This is a genomic window from Bacillus sp. THAF10 (assembly GCF_009363695.1).
Classification (GTDB): Bacteria; Bacillota; Bacilli; order Bacillales; family Bacillaceae_I; genus Sutcliffiella_A.
Genome location: NZ_CP045403.1, coordinates 2,355,110 through 2,380,821, shown reverse-complemented (window position 1 = coordinate 2,380,821; position 25,712 = coordinate 2,355,110). Strand labels below are relative to the sequence as shown.

Annotated in this window: 34 protein-coding genes and 1 pseudogene; 24 read left to right on the top strand and 11 right to left on the bottom strand. The window is 39.3% G+C overall.

Going from position 1 to position 25,712, the window contains the following annotated elements:
- Nucleotides 1-23: 23 nt before the first annotated feature.
- Nucleotides 24-554: a GNAT family N-acetyltransferase gene (locus tag FIU87_RS12455; RefSeq protein ID WP_152444892.1), complete on the bottom strand. Its 531-nt coding sequence runs from the start codon at nt 552-554 to the stop codon at nt 24-26.
- Between the two features lie 194 nt (nt 555-748).
- On the opposite strand from FIU87_RS12455, the gene FIU87_RS12450 reads away from it, so the two are divergent.
- Complete coding sequence (locus FIU87_RS12450) at nt 749-1,267, top strand: hypothetical protein (RefSeq protein ID WP_152444891.1); 519 nt, start codon at nt 749-751, stop codon at nt 1,265-1,267.
- A 60-nt stretch (nt 1,268-1,327) separates the two neighbouring features.
- Here FIU87_RS12450 and FIU87_RS12445 read toward each other — a convergent pair whose 3' ends face one another.
- Nucleotides 1,328-1,801 carry a GyrI-like domain-containing protein gene (locus FIU87_RS12445; protein WP_172971048.1) on the bottom strand — a complete coding sequence of 158 codons (474 nt, stop codon included), beginning with the start codon at nt 1,799-1,801 and terminating at the stop codon, nt 1,328-1,330.
- Between the two features lie 200 nt (nt 1,802-2,001).
- Between FIU87_RS12445 and FIU87_RS12440 the strand changes: the two genes are divergently transcribed.
- Together FIU87_RS12440 and FIU87_RS12435 are read left to right on the top strand one after the other, a co-directional pair.
- Entirely contained in the window at nt 2,002-2,196 is a 195-nt protein-coding gene (locus tag FIU87_RS12440) for a DUF6366 family protein (RefSeq protein WP_152444889.1), read from the top strand.
- 74 nt (nt 2,197-2,270) lie between these two features.
- Complete coding sequence (locus FIU87_RS12435) at nt 2,271-3,176, top strand: aminoglycoside phosphotransferase family protein (protein ID WP_152444888.1); 906 nt, start codon at nt 2,271-2,273, stop codon at nt 3,174-3,176.
- Nucleotides 3,177-3,671: 495 nt separating this feature from the next.
- Here the strand turns inward: FIU87_RS12435 and FIU87_RS12430 are convergent, their stop codons facing one another.
- The gene (locus FIU87_RS12430) at nt 3,672-3,887 is read right to left on the bottom strand and encodes a hypothetical protein (RefSeq protein ID WP_152444887.1); all 216 of its coding nucleotides are present in this window, start codon (nt 3,885-3,887) and stop codon (nt 3,672-3,674) included.
- Between the two features lie 112 nt (nt 3,888-3,999).
- Here FIU87_RS12430 and FIU87_RS12425 point away from each other — a divergent pair, with 112 nt between their 5' ends.
- A complete protein-coding gene (locus tag FIU87_RS12425) occupies nt 4,000-4,329 on the top strand; it encodes a YnfA family protein (RefSeq protein ID WP_152444886.1) in 330 nt (109 codons plus the stop codon).
- Nucleotides 4,330-4,390: 61 nt separating this feature from the next.
- Here the strand turns inward: FIU87_RS12425 and FIU87_RS21555 are convergent, their stop codons facing one another.
- Both FIU87_RS21555 and FIU87_RS12420 read right to left on the bottom strand, forming a co-directional pair.
- Complete coding sequence (locus FIU87_RS21555) at nt 4,391-4,525, bottom strand: hypothetical protein (RefSeq protein WP_301538626.1); 135 nt, start codon at nt 4,523-4,525, stop codon at nt 4,391-4,393.
- A 59-nt stretch (nt 4,526-4,584) separates the two neighbouring features.
- Nucleotides 4,585-5,502, bottom strand: a complete 918-nt coding sequence (locus FIU87_RS12420; protein WP_152444885.1) for a hydroxymethylglutaryl-CoA lyase — start codon at nt 5,500-5,502, stop codon at nt 4,585-4,587.
- 140 nt (nt 5,503-5,642) lie between these two features.
- Between FIU87_RS12420 and FIU87_RS12415 the strand changes: the two genes are divergently transcribed.
- Genes FIU87_RS12415 through FIU87_RS12405 form a run of 3 tightly spaced genes read left to right on the top strand, consistent with a single transcriptional unit; the run spans nt 5,643 to nt 8,224 of the window.
- The gene (locus tag FIU87_RS12415) at nt 5,643-6,827 is read left to right on the top strand and encodes an acetyl-CoA C-acetyltransferase (RefSeq protein WP_152444884.1); all 1,185 of its coding nucleotides are present in this window, start codon (nt 5,643-5,645) and stop codon (nt 6,825-6,827) included.
- A 26-nt stretch (nt 6,828-6,853) separates the two neighbouring features.
- On the top strand, nt 6,854-7,543 hold the full coding sequence (locus FIU87_RS12410; protein WP_152444883.1) for a CoA transferase subunit A: 690 nt from the start codon (nt 6,854-6,856) through the stop codon (nt 7,541-7,543).
- Between the two features lie 18 nt (nt 7,544-7,561).
- On the top strand, nt 7,562-8,224 hold the full coding sequence (locus FIU87_RS12405; protein WP_152444882.1) for a CoA transferase subunit B: 663 nt from the start codon (nt 7,562-7,564) through the stop codon (nt 8,222-8,224).
- Nucleotides 8,225-8,290: 66 nt separating this feature from the next.
- Here the strand turns inward: FIU87_RS12405 and FIU87_RS12400 are convergent, their stop codons facing one another.
- Nucleotides 8,291-8,545: a hypothetical protein gene (locus tag FIU87_RS12400; protein ID WP_152444881.1), complete on the bottom strand. Its 255-nt coding sequence runs from the start codon at nt 8,543-8,545 to the stop codon at nt 8,291-8,293.
- Nucleotides 8,546-8,697: 152 nt separating this feature from the next.
- Here FIU87_RS12400 and FIU87_RS12395 point away from each other — a divergent pair, with 152 nt between their 5' ends.
- From FIU87_RS12395 to FIU87_RS12365, 7 genes and pseudogenes are all read left to right on the top strand, one after another.
- Nucleotides 8,698-9,393 carry a Type 1 glutamine amidotransferase-like domain-containing protein gene (locus FIU87_RS12395; protein ID WP_152444880.1) on the top strand — a complete coding sequence of 232 codons (696 nt, stop codon included), beginning with the start codon at nt 8,698-8,700 and terminating at the stop codon, nt 9,391-9,393.
- Nucleotides 9,387-10,301, top strand: a complete 915-nt coding sequence (locus FIU87_RS12390) for a protein phosphatase 2C domain-containing protein (RefSeq protein ID WP_253905404.1) — start codon at nt 9,387-9,389, stop codon at nt 10,299-10,301. The genes FIU87_RS12395 and FIU87_RS12390 overlap by 7 nt, the downstream gene beginning before the upstream one ends.
- Entirely contained in the window at nt 10,270-10,704 is a 435-nt protein-coding gene (locus FIU87_RS12385) for a pyridoxamine 5'-phosphate oxidase family protein (RefSeq protein ID WP_152444878.1), read from the top strand. Before FIU87_RS12390 ends, FIU87_RS12385 begins: the two co-directional genes overlap by 32 nt.
- 53 nt (nt 10,705-10,757) lie before the next feature.
- Nucleotides 10,758-11,572, top strand: a pseudogene (locus FIU87_RS12380) (cytoplasmic protein).
- A gap of 45 nt (nt 11,573-11,617) precedes the next feature.
- Complete coding sequence (locus FIU87_RS12375; protein WP_152444877.1) at nt 11,618-12,415, top strand: GNAT family N-acetyltransferase; 798 nt, start codon at nt 11,618-11,620, stop codon at nt 12,413-12,415.
- A gap of 14 nt (nt 12,416-12,429) precedes the next feature.
- Nucleotides 12,430-12,666, top strand: a complete 237-nt coding sequence (locus FIU87_RS12370; RefSeq protein ID WP_152444876.1) for a hypothetical protein — start codon at nt 12,430-12,432, stop codon at nt 12,664-12,666.
- On the top strand, nt 12,635-12,859 hold the full coding sequence (locus FIU87_RS12365) for a hypothetical protein (protein WP_152444875.1): 225 nt from the start codon (nt 12,635-12,637) through the stop codon (nt 12,857-12,859). The genes FIU87_RS12370 and FIU87_RS12365 overlap by 32 nt, the downstream gene beginning before the upstream one ends.
- A gap of 36 nt (nt 12,860-12,895) precedes the next feature.
- Here the strand turns inward: FIU87_RS12365 and FIU87_RS12360 are convergent, their stop codons facing one another.
- Nucleotides 12,896-13,606, bottom strand: coding sequence for a phosphatase PAP2 family protein (locus FIU87_RS12360; RefSeq protein WP_152444874.1), 711 nt, complete (start codon nt 13,604-13,606; stop codon nt 12,896-12,898).
- A 91-nt stretch (nt 13,607-13,697) separates the two neighbouring features.
- Entirely contained in the window at nt 13,698-14,000 is a 303-nt protein-coding gene (locus tag FIU87_RS12355) for a hypothetical protein (protein WP_152444873.1), read from the bottom strand.
- A 178-nt stretch (nt 14,001-14,178) separates the two neighbouring features.
- Between FIU87_RS12355 and FIU87_RS12350 the strand changes: the two genes are divergently transcribed.
- Together FIU87_RS12350 and FIU87_RS12345 are read left to right on the top strand one after the other, a co-directional pair.
- Nucleotides 14,179-14,718 (top strand): C40 family peptidase, encoded by a 540-nt coding sequence (locus FIU87_RS12350; RefSeq protein ID WP_152444872.1) that lies wholly within the window; start codon nt 14,179-14,181, stop codon nt 14,716-14,718.
- 85 nt (nt 14,719-14,803) lie between these two features.
- Nucleotides 14,804-16,537, top strand: a complete 1,734-nt coding sequence (locus tag FIU87_RS12345; RefSeq protein ID WP_152444871.1) for a WG repeat-containing protein — start codon at nt 14,804-14,806, stop codon at nt 16,535-16,537.
- Between the two features lie 87 nt (nt 16,538-16,624).
- Here the strand turns inward: FIU87_RS12345 and katA are convergent, their stop codons facing one another.
- Nucleotides 16,625-18,085 (bottom strand): catalase KatA, encoded by a 1,461-nt coding sequence (katA, locus tag FIU87_RS12340; RefSeq protein WP_301538625.1) that lies wholly within the window; start codon nt 18,083-18,085, stop codon nt 16,625-16,627.
- A 182-nt stretch (nt 18,086-18,267) separates the two neighbouring features.
- Between katA and FIU87_RS12335 the strand changes: the two genes are divergently transcribed.
- The gene (locus FIU87_RS12335; protein WP_152444870.1) at nt 18,268-18,525 is read left to right on the top strand and encodes a YqkE family protein; all 258 of its coding nucleotides are present in this window, start codon (nt 18,268-18,270) and stop codon (nt 18,523-18,525) included.
- Between the two features lie 288 nt (nt 18,526-18,813).
- Here the strand turns inward: FIU87_RS12335 and FIU87_RS12330 are convergent, their stop codons facing one another.
- Together FIU87_RS12330 and mciZ are read right to left on the bottom strand one after the other, a co-directional pair.
- Complete coding sequence (locus FIU87_RS12330) at nt 18,814-19,737, bottom strand: aldo/keto reductase (protein ID WP_301538624.1); 924 nt, start codon at nt 19,735-19,737, stop codon at nt 18,814-18,816.
- 61 nt (nt 19,738-19,798) lie between these two features.
- Complete coding sequence (mciZ, locus tag FIU87_RS12325; protein WP_152444869.1) at nt 19,799-19,930, bottom strand: Z-ring formation inhibitor MciZ; 132 nt, start codon at nt 19,928-19,930, stop codon at nt 19,799-19,801.
- A 73-nt stretch (nt 19,931-20,003) separates the two neighbouring features.
- On the opposite strand from mciZ, the gene FIU87_RS12320 reads away from it, so the two are divergent.
- The 7 genes from FIU87_RS12320 to deoB all read left to right on the top strand — a co-directional run bounded on the left by FIU87_RS12320 (nt 20,004) and on the right by deoB (nt 25,702).
- Nucleotides 20,004-20,555 carry an NUDIX hydrolase gene (locus tag FIU87_RS12320; protein WP_152446542.1) on the top strand — a complete coding sequence of 184 codons (552 nt, stop codon included), beginning with the start codon at nt 20,004-20,006 and terminating at the stop codon, nt 20,553-20,555.
- Nucleotides 20,556-20,563: 8 nt separating this feature from the next.
- Nucleotides 20,564-21,742 (top strand): endonuclease Q family protein, encoded by a 1,179-nt coding sequence (locus tag FIU87_RS12315; RefSeq protein ID WP_152446541.1) that lies wholly within the window; start codon nt 20,564-20,566, stop codon nt 21,740-21,742.
- Between the two features lie 77 nt (nt 21,743-21,819).
- Complete coding sequence (gene spoIIM / locus FIU87_RS12310) at nt 21,820-22,461, top strand: stage II sporulation protein M (protein ID WP_152444868.1); 642 nt, start codon at nt 21,820-21,822, stop codon at nt 22,459-22,461.
- Between the two features lie 129 nt (nt 22,462-22,590).
- Nucleotides 22,591-23,064, top strand: a complete 474-nt coding sequence (locus tag FIU87_RS12305; protein WP_152444867.1) for a ferric iron uptake transcriptional regulator — start codon at nt 22,591-22,593, stop codon at nt 23,062-23,064.
- Nucleotides 23,065-23,165: 101 nt separating this feature from the next.
- Nucleotides 23,166-23,393, top strand: a complete 228-nt coding sequence (locus FIU87_RS12300; protein WP_152444866.1) for a YqzK family protein — start codon at nt 23,166-23,168, stop codon at nt 23,391-23,393.
- 6 nt (nt 23,394-23,399) lie between these two features.
- A complete protein-coding gene (gene xerD, locus FIU87_RS12295; RefSeq protein ID WP_152444865.1) occupies nt 23,400-24,290 on the top strand; it encodes a site-specific tyrosine recombinase XerD in 891 nt (296 codons plus the stop codon).
- Nucleotides 24,291-24,517: 227 nt separating this feature from the next.
- Entirely contained in the window at nt 24,518-25,702 is a 1,185-nt protein-coding gene (gene deoB / locus FIU87_RS12290; protein ID WP_152444864.1) for a phosphopentomutase, read from the top strand.
- Nucleotides 25,703-25,712 lie beyond the last annotated feature (10 nt).

Sequence of the window (25,712 nt, the reverse complement as noted above, 5' to 3'; positions counted from 1 at the left end):
AGGGGAAATGGAATTGGAAAAAATTATTTGTTATTTCTCAAGACAGTAATAAAGCCATCCAAAATATCATGACTAACATAAAATCCTTTTCGTTTATAAAACTCTAGTGCCTTCTCATTGCCATTAGACACATAGATAAACAAATCATCCACATCGTCAAATTGTTTTAACCATTCCATGCTTAGCTTAAAAAGCTCCGATCCTACACCGTATTGGCGATAGCCATCTTTAATGTAAAATTGAGACAGGCAGCCCACATTCCGTTTCGCAACAGAATCCATGTCAAAGAAGGTGGCAAAGTCGTTTGAATATGCTTGTTTAGGTGAAACATTGGAATAAACATAACCAATAATCTGTTCTTCATGCTTTACCACCACCAAATAATTATGTATGGCCTTTTCAATAGAAGGGAGCATCCTAGTATCAAAATTCATTGTATCAAATCTCTCTGGAGCAATATGCGCTTTTGACTTTTGGAAAGCCATCAATTCATTGCATATCTCCCGGCACTCATCCGCTCTTTCTAGTGGTAATACCTCATAAACAAGATTCATCACGATTTCCCCTTTATAAATTTACTGAAAATTTAAGAAATAAAGCTTTAATTGTGGTAAAATATTACAAGTAGCCATTTGCTAAATATTAAAAGGCAGTTTTGCAGCTTGAAAAATAGTACAGAGATATTCATATTTTACTCTTCAAGGGTAATTTTTCGCAATACTGTTAGGTTGACAAGGGGGAACAAACATTGCTTTATTCTTTGGAATTTTACTTGTTTGTCACAGTTACAGGAGCATTTTGGGTTGGAGCCAGAAAACTTTTAACTGTTAATAAAAAGTTGGCAATTGGGGCGTTTGCATATATTGTGTTGCTTTGGGGGTTTGTATTGTTTCAAGAGTTGAAAGTATTATCCTTTCACAGCTTAGCTAAAGAATATATTCATGAAGAAACGACAATTCAGCAAATGACGATAAATGTGGTTGAGGGGGAAAGTAATGAAGTTGTAAGAAGCATTGATGTAAGTGATTCAGATACCATTCAAAAAATATTAGAGAATCTATCAGAAATTAAGATGCAGAAGCCTCAAAAAGAACAACAAATAGAATATGAATATTTGCTGTATTTTTTAGTGTCTAATCCTAAAGGAAATATGATGGAAACTACTAGCGTGACATACGGGGTAGGACAAAATCATTTTGATGACTACAAGATTATTAATGACGTAGACCATTTAAAAACGGTTAAAGAGGTTATAGAAGGACAGTAATTAAAGATAAAAATGTGGGTTGGTCCATTAGCTCAGAGAATATTGCACTGAGCTAGTATTTTAGAATATGGGTACGACAAAATACAAGGATGTTTCTTCCTTTTCATGATCAAATGTTTCAGGATAGGATTCAAAACAAAAGCTTTGATTTATTTTATATTCAATTGAAGAATCCTTCCTGATGAAATTTAAAACTGCTTCTATCTCCTCATCCTTGTTGGAAAAAGGAATATCAAAAAATAAGTAATCTCCTTTAGGAATGACAATTTTGTGAAAATCATGTGTAACACCAAACTCTGTTACTTCACAAGCAGCATAATACTCAAAGGATTTACTACTTTCATTTTTAAAACTCATGTATCCAATTGCCTCTTTCTTTTCAACAAGATTGCTTACTTCATCTTTCATAAACTTCTTTGAGAACTCTTCCCAGAATTCTGGCAAGTCCAACTGCTTCATTGAGGTAACGAGTGCTGGGTATTTAAAACCTACATAATATTTGTCGGTTGAGAAGCTTGTTAGTGTAAAATTCAATTTTGGAACTCCTTTCATAAAGGAACGTATTTTGTGAAATCACTAGTCATCTCTTTTTATTTTCCTAGAAAAGGAAGCAGCAAGTGATGCAAAAACATCTCCAAGAAAACTAAGGAGTGCAGCTATCAAAAAATCACCCCATTCGTCCTGTATTTCCTAATCTGATTTTAACATAAATATCCAAGCGAGGAGATGATGAAATGACCGATAAGGAAAAACCCTACCAAATGAGAGAGAGGCTTAAACAAGAGGAAAGCAAGCGAAATCCGGGTGGGGCTTTTAATGACGGAGTGACACGAAGTATTATTGGTAGCGTTTCTGATATGAGCTTAAAAACCCTCGGTATCACAATCCTTATTTTGCTAGGAATAATTTTGATTTTTATCATTTTTTAGAAAAAATTAGTAGACGTGTTTTCCTCTATGAGAGATAATCAATTTCTGGTTATTTTGAACATGGGGGGATAAGAATGAACCATCAAATCATTGCAAAAATACCATTAATAAAACATGCAGAAAATGTGAAAGTATTGCAAAAAGGGTTTTCTCATGATAAAAAATACAAAATAGATGATAAGTATCTCCTAAGGGTTTTTCCAAAAGAAGATGCTACAAACCGAAAACAGGAATTTCAAATTTTAAACGAGCTTTTTACTCTATCTGATTATGTTCCAGAGGCAATAGAATTTGGAGTATTGGATTGTGAGGATTGTGCTTATATGATTCTCGAATTTGTTGCAGGTGAAGATGGAGAAGTGGCACTGCCTTTGTTGTCAGAAAAAGAGCAATATGAGGTAGGTTTTAAAGCTGGATTGGAATTGAAAAAGCTTCATCAACTTCCTGCTCCAGTTGAAGCAGAATCCTGGTACACGGTGAAAAAACGCAAGAGTGACAAGTATTTAAATGAACTTAAAGACATGCCGGAAGTGGATAAAAGTGTTGTACATCTATTGGAAAATCACATAAAGATTAATGAGCATTTAATGATCGATAGGCCCAACACATTTCAACATGATGATTTTCATCCAAACAATTTAGTGTTTCATAAAGGTAAGTTTGCTGGCTTCATAGATTTTCAACAGATGGATTGGGGAGATCCGGTTCATGATTTGCATAAGCTAGGATTTTTTGCCATTCAGGTAAGTGTGCCCTTTTCCATTGGCGCCATTGATGGGTATCATGAGGGAAAAGAAATTTCTGATGAGTTTTGGCAGCTGTTCAGCCTTTATGACGCAATGCATGCCGTCGCGGCAATTGTGTGGGGAAAAAGAATGAGCGAAGAGCAGGGTGCTTTGTTACTTCGTTACTCATTAGCTAATATAAAGGATCACGATAATTTTGAAAAGAATGTGCCAAGTTGGTATCAAACTAGGTGAAATAGAGATGGTGCACCCCCTAAAAAAGCGTTGCCCGGAGAAACATGTGTCGAGCAGGGATGCTGCACGACCCAAAAAAGCGTAGTCGAGAGAAAAAGAGGTCGAGCAGGGATGCTGCACGACCCAAAAAAGCGTGGTCGAAAGAAAAAGAGGTCGAGCAGGGATGCTGCACGACCCAAAAAAGCGTGGTCGAGAGAAAAAGAGGTCGAGCAGAGGTGCTGCACGACCCAAAAAAGCGTAGTCGAGAGAAAAAGAGGTCGAGCAGGGAGACTGCACGACCCAAAAAAGCGTGGTCGAGAGAAAAAGAGGTCGAGCAGGGGTGCTGCTTGACCCAAAAAAGCGTGGTCGCGAGAAGAAGAGGTCGAGCAGAGGTGCTGCACGACCTCAAAGGTGCCAAAGCTCCCTTTAAAAGCCCACTCCAAACAACACAAAAAGCACGTAAAGGTAAACAAGATGTTTTTCCTCACGTGCTTTTTATTTTCAAGCATTTTAAGGCTATTTCTTTTTCTTTTTCGAAAGGTCAACAAGCGGTTTTTTTACTATTTTTTCAAGCTCCACATGAACATTCACATGACTATCATCGAAGTTGGTCACGCTGATTACTTTTGCTTTTCTGCCTTTGATTCTGAGCTCTTCGTTCACTGCTGGAATCTGTTTTCTTAACTGACTTAGAATACAATTTTTATTTTCAAGAAAGTAGACGTAATACACCTATATCCCACCTATACTAAGAGTAGACGAAAAGAATTTCGCTTTCTAAAAAATATGTACAAGTTGTGGGAACTAGAACGTAACATGGGAAAAAAATATGGAGATGATGAGTATGATACAAGCATTAACACTCTTTCTAATTGCTGGTCTTGCAGAAATAGGGGGAGGGTACCTCATCTGGTTATGGTTAAGAGAAGGGAAACCACTTTCATGGGGAGTTGTTGGGGGAGTCGCACTCGTGATGTATGGAATCATTGCTACGTTTCAAAGCTTTCCAACCTTTGGGAGAGTATACGCAGCTTACGGAGGCGTATTTATTGTGCTTTCTGTCCTGTGGGGGTGGGGAATTGATCGAAAAACACCAGATGTTTATGACTGGTTAGGAGCTGGAATCTGTCTAGTGGGAGTTTCTGTGATGCTGTTTGCTCCGAGGAGTGGATGAGGAACGAAAAAGCCGTATTTAAAAGTCAGGATAATACTTTCAAATACGGCTTACCATTCCATTATTGTTCAGAATTTTGACGTTTCGTTGGGTGGTTTGCACGCTCCACTTCTTCCGCTGCAACCGTCTGCTTCGCACTTTCAGCATGAGGCTGACCCTTTTGACTTGGGCCATGATGATTATTATGCTTGGACATCTCTTTAGGCTCCCTTCCATAGAAAATTTCCTTTCTAATATGGATAGGAAGTGGAACTTTTATGCACGAGGCTGTGCAATGGCACCGCCTTGTACAAGCTTATAATACTGACTTTCATATTGCTTATCTAAATGTGGTAACAGGTTCTCTAAAGCCTTTACCACTCGGTTTAGGTTTATTCCCGTTTCGATCCCCATCTCTTCTAACATATAAACAACATCTTCTGTGGCAACATTGCCTGAAGCACCCGGGGCAAATGGACACCCACCTAAGCCACCGGCAGAGGCATCAAAACGGTCCACTCCAGCTTGAAGCGCAGCAAAAACATTGGCAAGTGCCATGCCGCGAGTATTATGGAAGTGAGCGGTAATGAAAATCTCAGCAAGTTCTTTTTTCAAAACGGAAAATAATTCAAAGGACTCTAATGGGTTGGCCATTCCAACTGTATCTGCAACACTTAACTCATCTGCACCAAATGCAACAAACTGTTTGCATAATGAAACGACTCTCTCAACAGGAATTTTACCTTCGTAAGGACAATAAAAGGATGTGGAAATGCATGCGCGTACAAAATAACCTTGTGCCTTTAAATCACGAATTAAGGGCTCAAGCTCAAGCATGCTTTCTTTTGTTGTTTTATTTATATTCTTCTTATTAAACGTATCGCTAACTCCTACAAAAACTGCCGCATTTTTACACGACGTACTTTTTAGACGCTCAATTCCTTTTTCGTTTGGAACTAGAACAAAATTTCTTGAATCTTGATCATTGCAGCTCTCAATAACTAAGGCCGCATCCGACATTTGCGGAACCCATCTTGGTGACACGAAAGATGTAAGCTCCATTTCACGCACTCCTGCTTTTTTCAATTCTTGTATAAATTCAACTTTTGCATCTGTTGGGACGAAAGTTTTTAGATTTTGCAAGCCATCACGAGGCCCCACTTCAATGATGGTTGCTTTCTTTGGCAAATTCATGCTAGTAATTCCCCCTTATTAAAAATTTCTCCCTTCCTTCAATTTTACACAACCTATCGTAAGAATTATAGAAATTTTATAAAAAAAGAAGGAGTTTCGACATCTGTCTAGAAATTAGTCAGTCGAGAGGAGAGGAAATTATGTCGAATAAAGAAGTAGTAATTGTAAGCGCTGTCCGAACAGCGATAGGAAGCTTTGGTGGGGCATTAAAGGATGTTTCCGCTCCACAACTCGGAGCAATAGTTATTAAAGAGGCTCTTGCAAGGGCGGGAGTTTCTCCTGATAGTGTAGACGAAGTGATCATGGGGAATGTCTTACAGGCAGGGCTTGGCCAAAATCCCGCAAGACAAGCTGCTATGGCAGCAGGAATTCCTCAAGAAGTTTCATCCATGACCATCAACAAAGTATGTGGTTCTGGACTCAAAACCGTACATCTAGCAGCTCAAGCAATTATAGCTGGTGATGCTGATATAGTAGTGGCTGGCGGGATGGAGAACATGTCTCAGGCACCGTATTTATTAAAAGGAGCAAGAGACGGCTTTCGCATGGGCGACCAGAAAGTTGTCGATAGCATGGTAGCAGACGGCTTGACTTGCGCGTTCCATGATTATCATATGGGCGTAACAGCAGAAAACCTTTGCGAAAAATATGGATTATCACGCGAGGAGCAGGACGAATTTGCGGCAAACAGCCAACAAAAAGCGGTTCAAGCAATAGAAGACGGCAAGTTTACGGGTGAAATCGTTCCTGTTGAAGTGAAGAAGAAAAAGGAAATTTTGACCATTGATACAGACGAATTTCCTAGAAAGGGAACAACCGCTGAAAAGCTTGGTGGCTTGCGTCCTGCCTTCAAAAAAGATGGATCGGTAACAGCTGGAAATGCTTCTGGAATCAATGATGGAGCAGCTGCTGTTGTCGTGATGAGTAGGGAGAAAGCAGAGGAGCTTGGCATTCAACCACTTGTGAAAATTGTAGCAAATGCGAGCAGTGGGGTTGATCCAAGTATTATGGGAATTGGTCCTGTAACTGCTGTGAAAAAGGCCCTTGAAAAAGGTGCGCAAACAATGGAAGAAATGGATCTTGTAGAAGCAAACGAAGCCTTTGCTGCTCAAGCACTGGCTGTAGGACGCGAGCTTCAATTTGATCCGGAAAAATTAAATGTAAACGGTGGGGCAATCGCTCTAGGTCACCCTATTGGTGCTAGTGGCGCGCGAATTCTCGTTACCCTTATTCACGAAATGAAACGCCGTGACGCCAAAAAAGGCCTTGCTACATTATGTATTGGCGGCGGACAAGGTGTTGCTACAATCGTAGAAAATATTTAATCACAATAGAAAGAGGTGCAACGAAGATGAAACCTGTATACACATCCTTCACTGAAGCAGTTAAAGACATTCATGACGGAGCAACCATCATGGTAGGAGGCTTCGGTCTTTGTGGAATCCCGGAAAATTTGATCTTAGCCCTTGTGGAAACTGGGGTGAAAGACTTAACGGTTATCTCCAATAACTGTGGAGTGGACGAATGGGGATTAGGTCTTTTATTGAAAAACAAACAAATTAAAAAAATGATTGGTTCATATGTTGGGGAAAACAAAGAGTTTGAACGCCAAGTTTTATCAGGAGAGCTGGAAGTGGAACTAACTCCTCAAGGAACGTTAGCGGAAAAAATTAGAGCTGGCGGTGCAGGTATTCCTGCATTCTACACTCCTGCAGGCGTCGGAACACCAATCGCCGAAGGAAAAGAAGTACGTTCATTTAATGGAAAAGAGTATTTACTTGAAGAAGCGTTTACTGCTGACTTCAGTCTTGTTCGAGCGACAAAAGCGGATAAAATGGGAAATCTCATCTACAACAAAACAGCTCGAAATTTTAATCCAATGATTGCCGCTGCAGGAAAAGTAACGATTGCGGAAGTGGAAGAGCTTGTGGAAATTGGTGATTTAGATCCAAACCTCATCCAAACACCAAGTATCTATGTGCAACGCTTAATTGTTGGAAAACAAGAAAAGAAAATCGAACGCGTCACCACAAGAGACTAGCGAGGAGGGGAACAAACGATGACGAAAGTAAATAACCGAGAAAAAATTGCAAAAAGAGCAGAAAAAGAAATTGAAAACGGCTTTTATGTAAATCTTGGAATCGGGATGCCAACACTTGTTGCCAACTACATATCCGATAACAAGCAAGTCGTATTACAATCGGAAAATGGTTTGCTTGGTATAGGGCCATATCCAACAAAGGAACATGTTGATCCGGATTTAATCAACGCTGGTAAAGAGACGGTCACTGCCATTCCAGGAGCGGCCTACTTTGACAGCGCCGAATCCTTTGCCATGATCCGCGGTGGGCATGTGAACATCGCCATTTTAGGTGGCATGGAAGTTAGTGAAAATGGGGACCTAGCTAACTGGATGATTCCAGGAAAAATGATCAAGGGCATGGGCGGAGCGATGGACCTCGTTCACGGAGCCGAACGCATTATCGTGATCATGGACCATGTGAATAAAGCAGGGGAAGCAAAAATATTAAAAGAGTGCACCCTTCCTTTAACTGGTAAAGGAGTAGTCGATCGAATTATAACGGACCGCGCAGTAATCGATGTGACTGACCAGGGCTTAAAGCTTGTAGAGGTTGCAAGCGGGTTTTCCGTAGAGGATATCCAAAATACAACAGAACCTACCTTAATAGTTGATGAGCATGTGAAATTAGAAGCGTTTTAAATGTAAAAAAGCCGGTCGTCACTTATTTGTGTGCGACCGGCTTTATTTGCCTTAATTAACTCCCTTTTATCTGCGAAATAAAGCTACAAAAAGCAAAAATACACCAGTTAAGAACAAAATAATTCCAAATCCCCCGGTAAAAGGATTGAGCACCTGAAGCATACCTGCTATGTAAAAGCTTATCCCTCCTGAAACAACCAAGCCCAATGCAATAACGCCTATTTCTAAAACTGTTTTGTTATCAAATCTGCTAGCATTTACGATGATAACAAATAAAACGAATGCAATTATTATAATCCCCCAAATCCAGAAAAGCTCCATCTCTATCCCCCTTGCAAAATAAAAACCATTCTCTACATAAATTGTACCATATTCAACCATTTATGCTAATTATATTCTGAATTTTGTCACTTTAAATCGAATGTAGTGGTATAATATGGATTAAAAATCTTACATAGTAAAGGAGAAGCCACATGAAACAAATTATTGCCCTTGGTGGTGGCGGTTTTTCAATGGAACCAGAAAATCCACTATTAGATATCTATATTCTGAATCAAGCTGAAGCATCACGCCCGAAAATTTGTTTTCTTCCTACCGCAAGTGGTGACGCTCAAAACTATATAGATAGATTTTACCAAGCTTTTGAGAAACAGAATTGTGAACCTTCTCATTTGTCTCTTTTTCAACCACATACTAGGAACTTTCAAACTTACTTATTAGATCAGGATATTATCTTTGTTGGCGGAGGGAACACAAGAAACTTACTTGTGCTCTGGAAAGAATGGGGCCTTGACGAAATTTTGCACAAAGCCTACCAAAAAGGAATAGTTCTTAGTGGTATTAGCGCAGGTTCTCTTTGCTGGTTTGAAGAAGGCTTGACCGACTCCTATGGGAACGAGCTAGAAACGTTAGTGTGTCTAGGATTTTTGGAAGGCAGCCACTCTCCGCATTACGATGGAGAAAGCAAAAGGAGACCATCCTATCAAAATTTCATCCATTCAAATCAGTTAAAGCCGGGTATTGCAGCTGATGATGGTGTTGCTCTCCATTTTATTGATGGCAAGCTGAGTAAGGCTGTCAGTTCTAGAACAGAAGCGAAAGCTTATTATGTTAGTCAACTTCAGGAGAGAGAATTAGATACGATCTATCTTGGGAAAGAAACATGTTAAGGAGCTCATGTGAACAAAACGAGAAAGAAGAATATCATATGAATGGATTTAACTGGGTAGGCAGCCGAATGCATTATGTCGATGAAATTAGCATTTCAACTTATCAAGACAGAGTTACTTGTGGCCTTTTTGGTGGGAACTCCAATGCAGGGCAGTACAAAAATGAAGATGGTGCTCTTTTATGGCTGGATGAAAAGGGAGAATGGGAGTTTGCTATCGTGCTAGATGCACATTCTTCAGCAGAAAGTGCAGATTTGGTAGTGAAGACAATGGGAAAGAATAAGAAAGCCATTTTAGAAGTACTAAATCTACCTTTGCAAACAGTTTTCAAAACGTTATCACAAAAAATCCTAAGTATTTTTGATAGTCCAGATTTCCTCCTAAAATGCCAAAGAGTAAATGGAGAAACAGCTTGTCTCATTGCTTTTAGGAAATCAAATTACCTTTGGTGGTTTTCAGTAGGAGATTGTGCACTACTTATATACCATCCTGAACTAGCTCGACTTGGTGAATATCAATTGAATCATCGAAGTTTTTTCGAATGGGTGGGAAAAGAAAGCACGTTTCATAAAAAGGTACCTACCTACAGCACTGGTGTAAAGGAATTGCGGAGAGGCACCAATCATATCCTTTTAACAACTGATGGGCTCCTAGAATGTCCGAATACAAGCTATCACAAGCCTGAGAATATATTTGAAAAGTTTAAGGGGATGGATGTGACTTCAGGAGTTCACGTACTCTTACGTGATATTCAATTAAATAATGTGCGTGACAGTACCACGATCATTTCTTGGTCTATTGATGTGGTGGAAAGAGGGACATTGCCTAGTGATTATCGAGAACTGACAGAAAATCATAATAAAGAGGTGGATAAGAATGCAAGTTTTGAAGGGGAAACACACCTTTGACTTAGATAGTATGTTGAAAAAGCCACTTTTTGCCCACCTTGCTACGGTGGAGGAGGACACACCCAAAGATTCTCCTGTCTGGTTTCATTGGGAAAATAACGAAATATGGATTATTGGAACGAAGTCAGACTCCTTTCCCAAAAGGATTCAAAAAAACCCAAAGTGTGCGCTAGGAATTGTGGACTTTGATGTAAAAACGGGAAAAGTATTTCATGCAGGCTTCAGAGGTATTGGAAAAGTGGAACGTTTTCGCTCTGAAATTGTTTTCGAAATTATCTCGAAGTACTTAGGAAAAAATGAAGAGAATTGGGATTCCCGTTTTCGTAACCTTGACGATTCCACTGTTTTGATTCGTTTCACGCCACAAACAGTGGTGGTGAGAGATCAGTCTTATAAGGTTTGAACTTTTGTACTTAGCAATTTATAAAACATATTAAACATTTGTGAGGAACCAACATGAATTTAAAACAAACTGCAAAACAACTAGCAAACAAATATAAAGAAAATCCGAAGGTAGAGGCAATATTATTGACAGGCTCGGTAGCCAATGGGTGGGAGGATGAATTCTCGGATATCGAGTTACATATTTTTTGGAAAACTGCCCCTACCGATATAGACAGACATTTACCTATACAATCAGTAAACGGCACTGTTTTATCCTTCCATCCATTTGAAGATGATGAGTGGTCTGAATCGTTTATAACAGAGGGTGGGATAAAGCTTGAAATTAGTAATTTTTTGACCATTACAGTGGAGAACATTATTGATGATGTTTGTCATTTTTTTGATACAAATTACGATAAACAATGTATCCTTGCGTCACTTCATGATGGTTTACCTTTATATGGAAATTATAAGGTAGAAGATTTAAAGAGAAGGATACTTTTTTATCCGGAAAAACTTTCTCAAGCAATGATAAAAGAAAATTTATTTTTAGGAAATCGCTGGAATAACAGAAGAGCATTGATAAAAAGACAAGACGATACATGGAGTCAAACAGGAAGTTTTGATAAAACTGATGGGAGCTCTTTTTGGACTAAATAGGTTATATGTACATCATCCATCATTCAAATGGCTTGCAAACAAAACAAAGTATGACCATCACACCATATGACTTTGAAGAAAGGGTAAATCAAGTTTTGCTTAGTGATTCAGTTGTAGCTTTTGATTTATTAGAGAAACTTGTTCAGGAAACGGTCTTTCTTATCGAACAACACTATCCAGATTTGGACATCCAGGAACAAAAGATGAACATGATATTTTTGAAATAGGAAACGTTTTTTACATTTTTTAACTACCAAGCGAAGGAGAACACAATGGAAGTACGTCGATTATCATTAGAGCATCATCCAAGTGTCATCGAGTTGTTTGGAAAGGACGAAAAAAATTATCAATTCGTATTGAATGATTTGCTTGTTAGTCAATATGCGGCAACAAATGTTCAAGTGTTTGGTAGTTTTCAGAACAATAAATTAACCGCTATTCTTTTTCAAAATGAAGGAAACTTATTTTTTTATGAAAACACAAATCAGAGTGTTGAATGTTTTACACCATTCATAAAACAAGTGACTTATCATAAAATCTCAGGCCCAAGTAGAATGGTGGAAAAACTCGTACCCTACCTAAATATCACTCATGATAGCTCCTCATATATGGGGGCTGTTCATCAAATCAAAGCAAGTAGAAGGTATCCTGAACTCCGGATGAAGCGGGTGAAAACGGAAGATGAGCTTGGAATGCAGTATAACTTGTTTTCTCTAACTGAGGAATTTAAGGGAAGTCTTCCTAAGGACAAACAAGCCTATATAGATTGTGAAAAAATAAAGATAGTAGAAACGTCGAATAGAAACTACTATGTTGCAATAGATGGGAAAATGGTTGCTTGTGCAGCAACTGTAAAAGAGACAGAAACAAGTGCGATTATTATTGGCGTGTTTACAGATCCAGAGTTTCGCGGGAAAGGCTATGGCACAGAAGTATTAATAGCACTGTTTGATCAACTCTTAATAGAAGGAAAAGTTCCGTATTTGTTTTATTCCAATCCTGCTGCCCGTAGCGTTTATAAAAACCTTGGGATGGATGAAGTATGTGAATGGCGGGTTTTATATGTTTAAGAGGAGAGTAGAGCATGAAAGCAATGGAAATTGGGCAAAAGTGGGGAATAGAGGCAACAGAATTTCAAACATTATATGAAAGAGCATTTTTATTAAAGGATGGTAATCAAAAACGTTACATATTAAAAAAGCACTTTTCAGAAGACAAAAGCAATCTTGAAATAAATTTGCTCCAAAAACTTCATCAGGAAAATCCAATAATTCACGCCAAAGGGGTTTGTGGACCTAAGACTAGACCTTTTCACAGGTGAACAACAACAAATTACGTTTCCAAAAGAAAATAAGTATGATCGTGATCCGCAATCTGTTTATCCTTATATAACGTGGATTAGAGAAGGTTCTAGTCGTGATGCTTGGATAAAAGAAGGGGTGGATGGACAGGAAATTCTTTGGATAGAGAATATGGAGGAGGCACCTGTCCTTCACGATAAAACAGAAAGATGATGAACGCTATGTCATCATATTTTTCAGCTATCATGATTATTGTTTAACATTTTGCACCTGTAAAATCTCCACGGCAATTTTTCCAATTTGTCTTCCTAGACGTAAGCCTTCTTTATTATCTGCGTCAAAATGAACCCCAGCGTACAATCTTGATTGTGCGCTTGCTTCCGTTGTCGCTTTGATATTAGCTTCCTCTTCTGGAAAGAAATACGTCATTAATATGTCCGCTGCCCCTGCCAAACTGGCATGAGCAGACGGATATGCAGGAAAGCGTGGTGTATCTATGATCTTTGGAATATGCCTTCCATATTGATTAGGTCTTGCAACGTCCCACATATATTTTAGATACCAGCAGACAACAAAGACGTCGTTCAAGGTTGCATGAAAGAATCCTTGCATACGGGCACAATTTGGAGAGCCCATTGGATATTTTGCTGCATATTCATAGAGCATCGTAGAAAAACGTTCACCTATTTCACCAGTCGCCCAGTAACTTGCACTTTGAATTTGCTGAGGAGTTACTGAATTCACTGTACGTTCAACGAGTGCAAGCTCGGCATTCCAGTCAATTGTAAGCGGCGGTTTAATCTGCCATTGAATCTCTCTTCCAAAAGGATCGAAAAATCTATTTTCACTGTCCCTTTTTATGAAAAACATAGGCCAAAAGCCTGCTTGTGGTACACCAACAGGGGGAGACTGTTCCTCTTGATAGGGCCATGCTGACCAAAGTCTATATTCTGAACGCATCCTTCGCTCCACTCCTTCAAAAGTTCTTCTACTTTTTTATGAAGGAAAAGAAAGATATATGTTAGAAACAGAACGATACCCCACATGGAAATTAATTGGCTTTTCTTTTTGAAATTTCCTCTGTTACAACAAATGCTAAATCATCATTTCCAAACATGGACAAAACACCGAGAACGGTTTGATCAGGTATTTCACCAGCTTCTTCCTTAGAAACTGTTAATTCCAGTGCTTGTTGTAGGGCAGGGTTGTTCGTCTGATTTGGGTAAGCTTTGGAATAAAGTGCGATAGGGTCTAAATTGTGATTGATACACCACTGTGCAAATACGAGTATCATCATGTTTTCTTCTTTTTGATAATTTTCCACAATTGCAGCTTCTAAGTCTTTTTTATTCATCTGAAACATCCTTTCAAACTAGTATTTCTATTATAATTCAAGGAATGTTGGTTTCCAACTGATACTTCAGAACGAATAAGTAGATAACTTTTAGATACATTTAATAAAAACCGTGACTTTTGATGTATAATGAAGGAAGTTGAATGAGGGATATTTTTCCTATATTGGGGTGGAATAGATGAAAATGGAGGTAGGAGATTTACTTTTTGTGAAGGGAAATTGCAACGTAAGTCCTTTTATTCGCTTTTTCTTAAAATCACCGTACACACATGTCACTATTGCAGTTGATCAGGAGAATATTTGTGAAGTAGATTTACATAAGAAAATGGAAATTATGAAAAATCCTTACAAGGAATACGATCTCTATCGTTTGAAAACGAAGCTGTCAATTGGGCAACAAGAGCAAATGTTAGCCTTTATTCATAGAAAAATTTCAACATCGAAGGGCTATGACTGGTGGAGGTTAATTTCACTATGTGTGAAAAGATTTTTTCGCTGGAACATTATCATTCATGAACAGGATCGATATATTTGCTCAGAAATTATTGATAAAGCCTACCAGCATATCGGCATTGATCTAGTAGAAAATCTTGTAACTGGTGACGTTACACCTATAGATATTATGAAATCACAGCAGCTAGAATATGTTTCCTCCGTATATAAAATTAAGGAATCACTCTTTGAAAAAGCGAAAGAAAAAGCTAGTGGAAAGATGTAATACCATTTAACTTCATAATAAGGTCATTCACCTACCCTACCTGTTTTCCATAAGATATTGAAAAACTGGTGGGGTGATTTTTTTTATGTTTGGGAGGTTTTTTAGCAGAATTGTAAAGCCAAGGCTTTTTCCTGCACCCGTAAAAACGGTAGAAGGAACAAAATGGGGCTATATTGATGAAAAAGGTAAAGTTGTTTTAAAGCCAGCCTATGCTAATGCCAATGGTTTTCAACAAAACGGATTGGCGATAGTAAGTAAGAGAGAAGGAACTGGGATAATCAATCAAACAGGAAAGTTTGTGGTAAAACCATCTTACGCCACAATCTTGCCATTTACAGAGGGCAGAGCCATTGCGATGTTAAATGAAGGTGGTTCGGTAGTCATTAATGAAAAAGGAAAGGTCCTCACAGAAAAAAAGTACGATTACATCAGCCCATACCAGGGAGGACGGGCGGTTTATCAAGAAACCAAAAATGACACCACACGCTATGGCTATTTAGATTTGAACGGAAGAGTTGCCATCCCTGCAAGATATCTAAATGTTTATGATTTTAATACAGGAAAAGGACTTGTCCAAGTTAGAGAAGATCAGTATGCCTTACTGGATTCTACTGGATCCCAGCTACAAACGTTTCCCTATCAGCAAATGAATGGACTGAGTGAAGGACTCCTTTCATTTAAGAAAACCTACCAGGATAAAGCAGGATATGTGGATGAAACAGGAAAAGTCATCATTCCCCCGCAATTTGGAATGGCCCTCCCATTTCAGGGCGGAAGAGCGGTAGTGAATCAATCAACAGACTATCAAAATGAGTTCGGATTGATTGATAAAACTGGCAAGTACATCATTTCTCCAAAACATAATGACATGAATATTTTAGGTGGAAACCGTGTTTCAGTTGGAAAGGCCTTGAATCCTGAGGAACCCTTTGTTGGATCCATGTATGCCTTGGCGAATGCAGAGACAGGAAAACTTTTAAGCGAGTTTGTCTATAGTGAAATAGGAAACTATCAAGGAGAGTACAGTTCCGTAACCAAAGGACTACAGACGTTTTTTGTCGATAAAAATGGTCGACAGGTAAAATCTCTACCAATCGTTGATGGTATAGGCACTCTAACAATAGAAGGGCAACTTGTAAAAGCCTTTGTGGATCAGCGTTTATCTTACTATGATAAAACTGGTAAGCTTGTCTGGAGTCAAAACACAGAAATACCTTTAACCAAAACTGTTTCCGTAATGGAAGAAAAATACCGTCCAAACAAAGACTACCTCGTGTATTACCCGCAACTTCAAGGGATGGAAAATAAACAAGCAGAAAAGAAAGTTAACGAGTATCTTAGCGTTCAATCACAAGTCGTTCCCATTCCGCCTAACCAACAATTAGATTACAACTTCACGGGTGATTTTGATATCCAATTTTTCAACAAGAACCTGGTAATTCTTGAGTTAAGTGCGTACAACTATCCATTTGGGGCCGCGCATGGCATGCCAACACAAATGATGGTCCCTATAGACATTAAGTCTGGCCAAATTTATCAGCTGAAGGATTTGTTTAAAAAAGATAGTGATTATGTGAAGGTTTTGAGTGAAATCGTAGGAAAGCAAATTGCGGAAAACCCTGAAGATTATTTCCCCGATGCTTACAAGGGAATCCAACCTGATCAACCATTTTACGTTTCGAGTGATTCGCTATTTCTTTACTTTACTCCATACGAAATCGCCCCTTATGCAGCAGGGTTCCCCACGTTTGAAATACCGTTTAAAGAGATTAATAGCATCATTGATAAAAAAGGAGCGTTTTGGCGGTCGTTTCATTAACCTCAAACAAAAAACCAGCAGGCACTGGATAAGGGTGCCTGCTGGTTTTTTTAGATATGAGAATAAAAGAGAATTGCAATGTTATGTTTAGCGAATTTCTTGTGGGATTTTCAACCCAAGGGCTTCGGCTACTTTTGTTCCATATTCAGGGTCAGCTTTATAGAAGTGAGTTATTTGACGAAGTTTAATTTCATCACTTTCTACAGGAGCCATTGCCCCAACAATATTTTTTACTAAACGATTTCGCTCGTTTTCACTCATTAAGCGATACAGATCTCCCGCTTGCGTGTAATGGTCGTTATGATCATATGCGACACTCTCAGCAACACCAGAAACACTATAGGAAGCCTGCTTATCTTCTGGTGACTCCGTTGGTCCATTCAAGCTGTTCGGCTCATAATAAACAGAGTCCCCGCCATTGTCATCAAAGCGCATTTGACCGTCACGCTGATAGTTGTTTACTTCATTTTTTGCACGGTTTATTGGTAGTGCCTGATGATTGGCCCCAACACGGTATCGGTGGGCATCATGGTAGGCAAACAAGCGACCTTGCAGCATTTTATCAGGTGACACATCAATACCCGGAACCAATGTGCCAGGGGAGAAGGTGGCTTGCTCCACTTCCGCAAAATAGTTTTCTGGGTTACGGTTGAGCACCATGCGACCAACCTCCACTAATGGATAATCCTTTTGGGACCAAACCTTTGTCACATCGAACGGATCAAAACGGTAAGTATTCGCATCCTCTAGCGGCATAATTTGTACATATACCTTCCAGGATGGATAGTCTCCATGTTCAATAGCATGATATAAATCCTCTGTATGATGGTCTGGATTTTCACCAGCAAGTTTTGTTCCAACTTCCTCTGTAAGGTTTTTGATACCCTGTTCTGTTTTAAAATGGTATTTAATCCAAACTCCGTCTCCATCTTCATTTACCCATTTAAATGTATGGCTCCCAAATCCATGCATATGGCGGTAAGTGGCAGGAATTCCTCTGTCAGACATCAAGATGGTCACTTGATGCAGGGACTCAGGAGAAAGGGACCAAAAATCCCAAACTGCATTTGGGTTTTTCAAATGTGTTTTTGGATGACGTTTTTGTGTATGAATAAAGTCAGGGAACTTAATAGCATCTCGAATAAAGAAAACAGGTGTGTTGTTTCCAACAAGATCATAATTTCCTTCTTCTGTATAAAACTTGACGGCAAAGCCCCGTGGATCACGAACCGAGTCGGCAGAGCCATTTTCCCCAGCAACTGTAGAGAAACGGACAAATAATGGAGTTCGCTTGCCAACCTCTGAAAGAAATGCTGCTTTCGTGTAAGGTGTTACGTCATTGGTCACCTCAAAGAATCCGTGTGCTCCCGCACCTTTTGCATGAACCACTCGTTCAGGAACACGCTCACGGTTAAAATGAGCAAGCTTTTCAAGTAAATGAACATCTTGGATCAGGGTAGGTCCTCTAGATCCAGCTGTCATCGAGTTTTGATTATCTCCAACAGGTGCACCCCAGCTGGTTGTTAGCTTTTTGTTAGTAGTTTGCAATGATATCACCTCGTAATTAATGTGGTAGCTCGTTAACAATAATAACACTTATTAAAGAAAAATCAATATTAAATTATAATAATTATAAAGTAATATTTTTTATCAAAAGAGGCTGGTGATTTCTGATCATGCATTTTTTTGCTATACTACTAGAAAAGTAATGGAGTAGGGGGCTGTTCATAATGAAAAAGAAAAAGCAAAAAAGTACGGGGAATGCCGTATCACATAAAAAGGAAGAATCATTAACTCTTAAGGATCAACTAGAGGGAGATGTATTCTCTAAGCTGAAATCCATGAAATCTCAACTAGTAGAAACAGAACAAAAACAGAAGGAAGAAGCGGCTGCAAAAGCAAAGGAAGAGAGACGTTTGAGAGAAAAGAATAAAAGCTTTGAAGAGTTGTTTGAGGAGAGCAATCAAAATTGGCGGGAATTTAAGTAGAGGGTTTGAGGTGAAAGTAGGTGTTAGGGAGGTTACGGGCTGAGCTGGCAGGGTGGTTCTGCTGGCGAATTTAGTCAGTATGTGTCGAATGGCCTTTATCTGGGATCACATGGACAAAAAAATAAAAAAGTGGCTAAATTATTTCGAAAGTGGCTTAAATATCGAAAAGTTGGACAGAAAAAATCAAAGTTGGACAGATTAATTTCACATACAACCCTCCACACCAACATAAATAGGAGGAGCAGCCCCGAGCTGCCCCCCACATCTAGCTAAATCAGCAAAAACTTCCTAATCCCGATGCTCTTCATACACATTTTGCTTTAACAATTGCTTAAATTGAGCAAAATCATCTCCATAAAATTCAAAATCCTTAACTGCTTCCACATTTGCCTCCAGCTGTTCAACAGAGCTTGCACCTGGTATGACAGCAGCAACGGATGGGTGCGCTAAACAATATTCAAATGCAGCAGCCTCTAACGGACGCCCATCGGCAATTGTTAAAAGCTTGCGCACCAATTCCTCAAGCTCCTTTTTTGAATAAGCCATGTACCCTTTTTCAGCAAACTTTGTATGTAGCTTTTCGACCCCTTTATCAGACAACAATCCCTTCGCCAATGGCCCACGAGCAATGACACTAACACCATGCGTATCAAGATATTCTAGCCATTCCTCCGGCCGGGTATCGAGCATACTATACTGCATCATTACAGACACTATCGAGGATTTCTCTACAAAACGCTTGATCACATTCGGCCGAATGGAGGAAATACCATACTCACGAATCAAGCCTTCTGACTTTAACTCCTCAAACGCTTCAATGGTTTCCTCAAACGGATCATCTATGGTACCACCATGCAATTGATATAAATCAATGTAATCAGTACCTAAACGGGATAAACTATCCTTTACAGCAGATTTTATATGCTTTTTGGAAGGATCCCATTCCCAACCTTCTTTTCCTGGTGTCCACCTGTTGCCGGCCTTAGTTGCAAGTACAACCTGATCTCGCACTCCTTTTAGTGCTTTTCCCACCAACTTTTCATTCTCACCAAAGTCATACAAGTCTGCCGTATCAAAATAATTTATCCCTAAATCCAATGCTTTTTTTACAATATCGACAGCTTTCGTTTCCTCTGTACCTAAAGACATGCAGCCAAGTCCAACCTCACTTACTATTAAATCAGACCTGCCAAGACGATTTTTATGGAACAAAAAAATCCCTCCTTTTTTGTTATTTTACAAAAAAGAAGAGGGAGTCTACAAATTTGGAGGCTTATTTATCCTTCAGAGCATTGATCCAAGATGTGACATACACATGGTGAAGTGCATAATCCTTTAACTTTTGCCGAATTTCCCAAGCTTTTCCGACCATTACAATGCTGTTAGGGCGGACATATACCTTCATGTTGTCTCCTCCTAATCCTTGTATGGTAGAATGTATGAAGATAAACAACGCTACAGAACAAGGAGCGAGTGAGATGGATCATTTAAAAGAGAAAACCTTACACAGTGAAAAACTATTTTCAGGAAGAATTATTGATTTATATTTAGAGGATGTAGAACTTCCAAATGGAAAAACGAGCAAGCGAGAAATAATCAAGCATCCAGGAGCCGTAGCGGTGATTGCCTTCACAGAAGAAAATAAAATGGTGATGGTGCGACAATATCGAAAAGCAATGGAGCGTGTGTTAGTAGAAATTCCAGCGGGAAAGCTTGAAATTGGGGAGGAACCAGTTGTAACTGCCAAGCGGGAGCTCGAGGAGGAAACTGGCTACACGTGTGATGATTTGGAGCCCCTGATTTCCTTTTATACATCTCCAGGATTTGCCGATGAGCTTGTCCATTTGTATGTGGCAAAAGGACTAAGAGCAGATACAGAAGAGCACCATTTAGACGAAGATGAGTTTGTTGATTTATTGGAAGTGACGCTTGAAGAAGCACTTGAATTAATCGAAAAGAAGGAAATATATGATGCCAAAACGGCCTATGCGGTTCAATATTGGCAAATGAAAGAGCAGCTTGGAAAGTAGGAACAACCATGCAGGAATATTTTGCAGATTTACATATTCATCTAGGCAGAACGTCAAGTGGCAAGCCTGTCAAAATTACCGCCTCCAATAAACTTACTTTGGAGGCGGTTTTGGAAGAAGCACGTGATAGAAAAGGGCTAAACATGATAGGGGTCATTGATTGCCATGTACCTGAAGTGTTGGTGGAACTTCGAAATGCTGTTACCAATGGAGCGATGTCAGAGCTTGAGGGCGGGGGCATACAGGTGGGAGAGCTCACGCTAATTCTGGGAGCGGAAATCGAGTTATTCGATGAGAATTGTCAAGGGCTTATTCATGTTCTTACCTATATGCCAACGATAGAGAGTATGATTCGTTTTTCAAACTGGATTAGTAAAAGAGTGAAAAACAACACCTTGTCCACGCAGCGTGTTTATGAAAAAACAAAAGTGATACAGCAAAAAGTACGCGAGCTTGGTGGGTTGTTTATCCCAGCACACATCTTTACACCTTTTAAAAGCTTATATGGCAGAGGAGTTAAGAAAAGCTTAAAAGAGGTATTTGATCCAGCCTTAATTGACGCTGTGGAGCTGGGCTTAAGTGCCGATACCACGATGGCAGCAAGACTGAGTGAACTCGAAAACTACACGTTTCTCAGTAATTCAGACGCGCACTCCACTGGGAAAATTGCACGAGAGTATCAAAAAATACGGATGAAAGAGCCCACTTTTAAAGAACTGCACATGGCATTAAAAGAAGAGGGTGGGAGAAAAATCACGGCAAACTACGGCCTTAACCCTCAACTAGGAAAGTATTACAAAACAGTTTGTGAAAAGTGCTACCAAATGCCCAAAAGCGAAGTTGCTATCTGTAGTAGTTGCAGCCATCCCCGTTTTATTAAAGGAGTATCGACAAGAATCAAGGAACTAGCTAACGTTCCATCTTTAGTTGATTCTAGAGAGAGGCCTCCATACATTCATCAGGTTCCGCTTGATTTTATTCCAGGAATTGGACCTAAAACCTTAGAAAAACTAAGAAATGCTTTTGGCAGTGAAATGGGAATTCTCCATCATGCGTCTAAAAATGAGCTTGAAGCCATTGTTGGTGAACAAACAGCTTCCCTTATTGTGGCAGCAAGAATAGGAGAGCTTGATTTCCAGGCTGGCGGTGGTGGAAAGTTCGGAAGGATAGGCAGTAAGACAAAATAGATTTTTCTTCTTCACTAAGTCATACTTCCTAAACTCTATCATACAATCTAGTAAGCGTATGATAGGAGGAAACGAAGATGAAAAAACAGTCGCAGTTTACTATTCTACTAGGGCATATAAAAGAGCATTCCTCATTGTATTTATTTATTGTGGTTCTGTTTTTTATGGGAGTAATTTTTGGGGCCATTGTGGTCAATAGTATGAACTTTACACAAAAGCAGGATCTCTTAGGCTACATGAGCCGATTTTTTGGACAAGTGGAAGAAGGAAACTTTGCAAATACGAAGGATATTTTCTTCCAAAGCTATTTTCACAACATTAAATATGTGCTTTTAATGTGGGTACTTGGGATATCCATCATCGGATTGCCTGTCATTTTAATTCTTCTCTTTTTGAGGGGAGTAGTGATTGGGTTTACGGTTGGATTTTTAGTCAATCAATTGAGCTGGGAGGGATTCCTTTTGTCGTTTGTTTCCATCCTTCCGCAAAATATGGTTGCAATACCAGCCTACATTATCATTGGAACACTCTCTGTTGCGTTTTCATTAAAAATGATACGTCAGCAGTTTGTAAAACGAATACAGGAGCCGTTTTTTCAACATTTTCTGCGCTATAGTATGGCGATGGGATTGATTTGCGTGCTGTTGGTACCTGCTTCCTTTATTGAAGCATTTGCTTCTCCTGTGTTCATGAAATCAGTCATTTCTATGTTAAAATAAATATTATAATATAATGATTATAAATAATTCTCATTTGTGGAGGACCTTATTTATAATCATTATTTTTTTCTTTGACAGTTCCTTCCCCATTCGCTAAAATTAAGTAGAAAGCGAGGGAGGGACCAAAGAATGGAAAGTCGAATAGATCGTATAAAAAAACAACTGCATTCCGCTAGCTACAAGCTTACTCCTCAACGGGAATCGACTGTGAGAGTATTACTTGAGCATGAAGAGGACCATTTAAGCGCGGAAGATGTATACCTCCTCGTTAAAGAAAAGTCACCAGAGATTGGGCTTGCAACGGTATATCGTACATTGGAATTGCTAACGGAATTAAAAATTGTTGATAAAATTAATTTTGGCGACGGGGTATCCCGTTATGATTTACGTCAGGAAGGCGCAAAGCATTTCCACCATCACTTGGTTTGTATTGAATGTGGGGCCGTGGATGAAATTCAGGATGACCTGCTTGAAGATGTGGAAGCGATTGTGGAACGGGACTGGAACTTTAAAATTAAAGACCACCGTCTAACCTTCCATGGTATCTGCCATCGATGCCAGGACAATGTAACAGACGACCCTGAAGAGGGCGAACATACATAGACCTTTTCCATGAAGAACTGGAAAAGGTTTTTCTTTTTTCAGGTATAAAAATTCTCCAAGTTGACATACCCTCTAATAAGACAAGTTTGGAGGAGCGAAACATGAAGAATTTTATGGATTCATGCTATAATACTTTTAAAGTATTTATCCTTTTTACAGGGTGTACGGTATTGTTTTATTATGGCATTATGTGGATAAATCAAGAGTATCAAAATTATCACCGATACGATGAGCCAGAAGGTGCTGCGGTGAAAGTAACTAAAATGGTAGAGGAAAGGGATGAGGGCTGGTTTAAGCGTTTGCTTTTCTTTTATCATTACGGGGAGTAGAGAATATTGCAGGATGAGCTGAAAGATTTTATTCATTTTTTAATCGTGGAAAAAGGCTTAGCAAATAATACAGTAGTCTCCTATGAGAGGGATTTAAAATCTTATCTCCAATACATGGAAAAAGTGGAGTGTGTGGGAGATTTGAATAAAGTCTCGCGTTCTACTATTCTACAATTCTTAAAATTTTTGCATGATAAAGGTAAGTCCTCAAAAACGATTGCACGGCATATAGCTTCCATCCGGTCCTTTCATCAATTTTTACTACGAGAAAAAGTAACAGAACAGGACCCTACTGTTCATATTGATCGGCCAAAACAGGAGCAAAAGCTGCCACATGTGCTATCGGTTGAAGAGGTACAAGCGTTGTTAGAGGTGCCTGATGTGCAAAAGGTGTATGGGAAGCGCGATAAAGCAATGCTCGAGTTATTGTATGCAACAGGAATTCGTGTTTCAGAACTAATCTCATTGGATATTAGTGATGTTCACTTAACGATGGGATTTGTCCGTTGTGTAGGAAAGGGAAACAAAGAACGTATTATTCCACTTGGGAAGCTCGCTCAAGAAGCGATTTCTTTATATATAGAAGAAAGCAGGGGGCAAATAAAAAAGAAAAAAACAACAGATGCTTTGTTTCTTAATCATTTAGGAAATCGTTTATCCCGCCAAGGCTTTTGGAAAATTCTTAAAAAGCTAACACAGGAAGCTGGGATTCAAAAGGAACTCACACCCCATACGCTGAGGCATTCCTTTGCTACACATTTACTTGAAAACGGTGCAGATTTAAGAGCGGTGCAAGAGATGCTAGGTCATGCAGATATTTCGACTACTCAAATATACACGCATGTTACTAAAAACAGAATGAAAGATGTATACACAATGTTTCATCCAAGAGCATAAGACCACAACAATGTCTTGCGAAGTAGCAGGGACTGTTCTAATAAATAAAATGTCTGAACAGTCTTTTTTTCGCATTTTAATTGCAAGATTGAAAGCGCTTGTTTATACTAGGGTTTGAGGTCAGACTTCTGACAAGTAGAAGTGTCCTTATGTATGACTATCCTGTTTAAAAAAGGGGAAAATACATGAGGTGAATATATAGATCGTAATGGTAGGAGGTAATGTAGATGAGTTCGTATACATACAAACGTGTATTCCTTGTCGTAATGGATTCTGTTGGAATCGGAGAAGCACCTGATGCTGAGAAGTTTGGTGACAAGGGAGCCGATACGCTCGGTCATATTGCAGAAAGAATGAATGGTCTTAACATGCCGAATATGGCAAAACTGGGCTTAAGTAATATTGAAGAAGTAAAAGGTGTACCAAAAGCAGAGAAGCCGCTTGCATTTTATACGAAAATGGAGGAAGCATCTAGCGGAAAAGACACCATGACTGGTCATTGGGAGATTATGGGTCTTCATATCGATACACCTTTCCGTGTTTTTCCAGAAGGATTTCCTCCTGAATTGATTCAAGAACTTGAAGAGAAGACAGGGCGAAAAGTGATTGGGAACATCCCTGCAAGTGGAACAGAAATCCTTGATCAGCTTGGCCAAGAGCATGTTGATACAGGAGCATTAATTGTGTATACATCTGCTGATTCTGTGCTTCAAATTGCCGCACATGAAGAAGTAGTTCCGCTTGAAGAGCTTTACGAAATCTGTAAAATTGCCCGTGAACTAACTCTTGATGAGAAGTATATGGTAGGTCGAATTATTGCAAGGCCATTCGTTGGAGAAGCAGGAAACTGGAAACGCACATCTAATCGTCATGACTACGCACTTAAACCTTTCGAGCGAACAGTAATGAATGAATTGAAAGATAGCGGCTTTGATGTTATCTCTATAGGGAAAATTTCTGATATCTATGATGGAGAAGGGATAACAGAGTCCCTTCGAACAGTCTCCAACATGGATGGCATGGATAAGCTTGTTGACACAACGAAGAAGGACTTTACTGGAATCAGCTTTATTAACCTTGTCGATTTCGATGCGGTTTATGGTCATAGAAGAGATCCTGAGGGCTATGGAAAAGCACTAGAAGAATATGATAGCCGTCTGCCAGAAGTGTTTGAAAACCTTCAAGAACAAGATCTTTTGATTATTACCGCTGATCATGGAAATGACCCAACAGCTCCTGGTACGGACCATACTCGTGAATATGTTCCATTGTTGGTATATTCTCCTCAGCATAAAGAAGGAAAGCAACTGGATATCCGCAAAACCTTTGCTGATATTGGAGCAACCATTGCAGATAACTTTAATACAAAAATGCCAAAGCACGGAAAGAGCTTTTTACAAGATTTAAACTAAGGGGGACATG

Excerpts from the sequence above, each read along its gene's own strand:
- FIU87_RS12425 (WP_152444886.1), top strand. The coding sequence starts at position 4,000 with ATGATACAAGCATTAACACTCTTTCTAATTGCTGGTCTTGCAGAAATA.
- FIU87_RS12355 (WP_152444873.1), bottom strand. The coding sequence starts at position 14,000 with ATGAATAAAAAAGACTTAGAAGCTGCAATTGTGGAAAATTATCAAAAA.
- deoB (WP_152444864.1), top strand. The coding sequence starts at position 24,518 with ATGAGTTCGTATACATACAAACGTGTATTCCTTGTCGTAATGGATTCT.
- FIU87_RS12435 (WP_152444888.1), top strand. The coding sequence starts at position 2,271 with ATGAACCATCAAATCATTGCAAAAATACCATTAATAAAACATGCAGAA.
- FIU87_RS12410 (WP_152444883.1), top strand. The coding sequence starts at position 6,854 with ATGAAACCTGTATACACATCCTTCACTGAAGCAGTTAAAGACATTCAT.
- FIU87_RS12315 (WP_152446541.1), top strand. The coding sequence starts at position 20,564 with ATGCAGGAATATTTTGCAGATTTACATATTCATCTAGGCAGAACGTCA.
- FIU87_RS12300 (WP_152444866.1), top strand. The coding sequence starts at position 23,166 with ATGAAGAATTTTATGGATTCATGCTATAATACTTTTAAAGTATTTATC.
- spoIIM (WP_152444868.1), top strand. The coding sequence starts at position 21,820 with ATGAAAAAACAGTCGCAGTTTACTATTCTACTAGGGCATATAAAAGAG.
- FIU87_RS12420 (WP_152444885.1), bottom strand. The coding sequence starts at position 5,502 with ATGAATTTGCCAAAGAAAGCAACCATCATTGAAGTGGGGCCTCGTGAT.
- FIU87_RS12415 (WP_152444884.1), top strand. The coding sequence starts at position 5,643 with ATGTCGAATAAAGAAGTAGTAATTGTAAGCGCTGTCCGAACAGCGATA.
- FIU87_RS12395 (WP_152444880.1), top strand. The coding sequence starts at position 8,698 with ATGAAACAAATTATTGCCCTTGGTGGTGGCGGTTTTTCAATGGAACCA.
- FIU87_RS12345 (WP_152444871.1), top strand. The coding sequence starts at position 14,804 with ATGTTTGGGAGGTTTTTTAGCAGAATTGTAAAGCCAAGGCTTTTTCCT.
- FIU87_RS21555 (WP_301538626.1), bottom strand. The coding sequence starts at position 4,525 with ATGTCCAAGCATAATAATCATCATGGCCCAAGTCAAAAGGGTCAGCCT.
- FIU87_RS12370 (WP_152444876.1), top strand. The coding sequence starts at position 12,430 with ATGAAAGCAATGGAAATTGGGCAAAAGTGGGGAATAGAGGCAACAGAA.
- mciZ (WP_152444869.1), bottom strand. The coding sequence starts at position 19,930 with ATGAAGGTATATGTCCGCCCTAACAGCATTGTAATGGTCGGAAAAGCT.
- FIU87_RS12375 (WP_152444877.1), top strand. The coding sequence starts at position 11,618 with ATGGAAGTACGTCGATTATCATTAGAGCATCATCCAAGTGTCATCGAG.
- FIU87_RS12320 (WP_152446542.1), top strand. The coding sequence starts at position 20,004 with ATGGATCATTTAAAAGAGAAAACCTTACACAGTGAAAAACTATTTTCA.
- FIU87_RS12405 (WP_152444882.1), top strand. The coding sequence starts at position 7,562 with ATGACGAAAGTAAATAACCGAGAAAAAATTGCAAAAAGAGCAGAAAAA.
- FIU87_RS12440 (WP_152444889.1), top strand. The coding sequence starts at position 2,002 with ATGACCGATAAGGAAAAACCCTACCAAATGAGAGAGAGGCTTAAACAA.
- FIU87_RS12305 (WP_152444867.1), top strand. The coding sequence starts at position 22,591 with ATGGAAAGTCGAATAGATCGTATAAAAAAACAACTGCATTCCGCTAGC.
- FIU87_RS12400 (WP_152444881.1), bottom strand. The coding sequence starts at position 8,545 with ATGGAGCTTTTCTGGATTTGGGGGATTATAATAATTGCATTCGTTTTA.
- FIU87_RS12390 (WP_253905404.1), top strand. The coding sequence starts at position 9,387 with ATGTTAAGGAGCTCATGTGAACAAAACGAGAAAGAAGAATATCATATG.
- FIU87_RS12335 (WP_152444870.1), top strand. The coding sequence starts at position 18,268 with ATGAAAAAGAAAAAGCAAAAAAGTACGGGGAATGCCGTATCACATAAA.
- FIU87_RS12360 (WP_152444874.1), bottom strand. The coding sequence starts at position 13,606 with ATGCGTTCAGAATATAGACTTTGGTCAGCATGGCCCTATCAAGAGGAA.
- FIU87_RS12350 (WP_152444872.1), top strand. The coding sequence starts at position 14,179 with ATGAAAATGGAGGTAGGAGATTTACTTTTTGTGAAGGGAAATTGCAAC.
- FIU87_RS12455 (WP_152444892.1), bottom strand. The coding sequence starts at position 554 with ATGAATCTTGTTTATGAGGTATTACCACTAGAAAGAGCGGATGAGTGC.
- FIU87_RS12385 (WP_152444878.1), top strand. The coding sequence starts at position 10,270 with ATGCAAGTTTTGAAGGGGAAACACACCTTTGACTTAGATAGTATGTTG.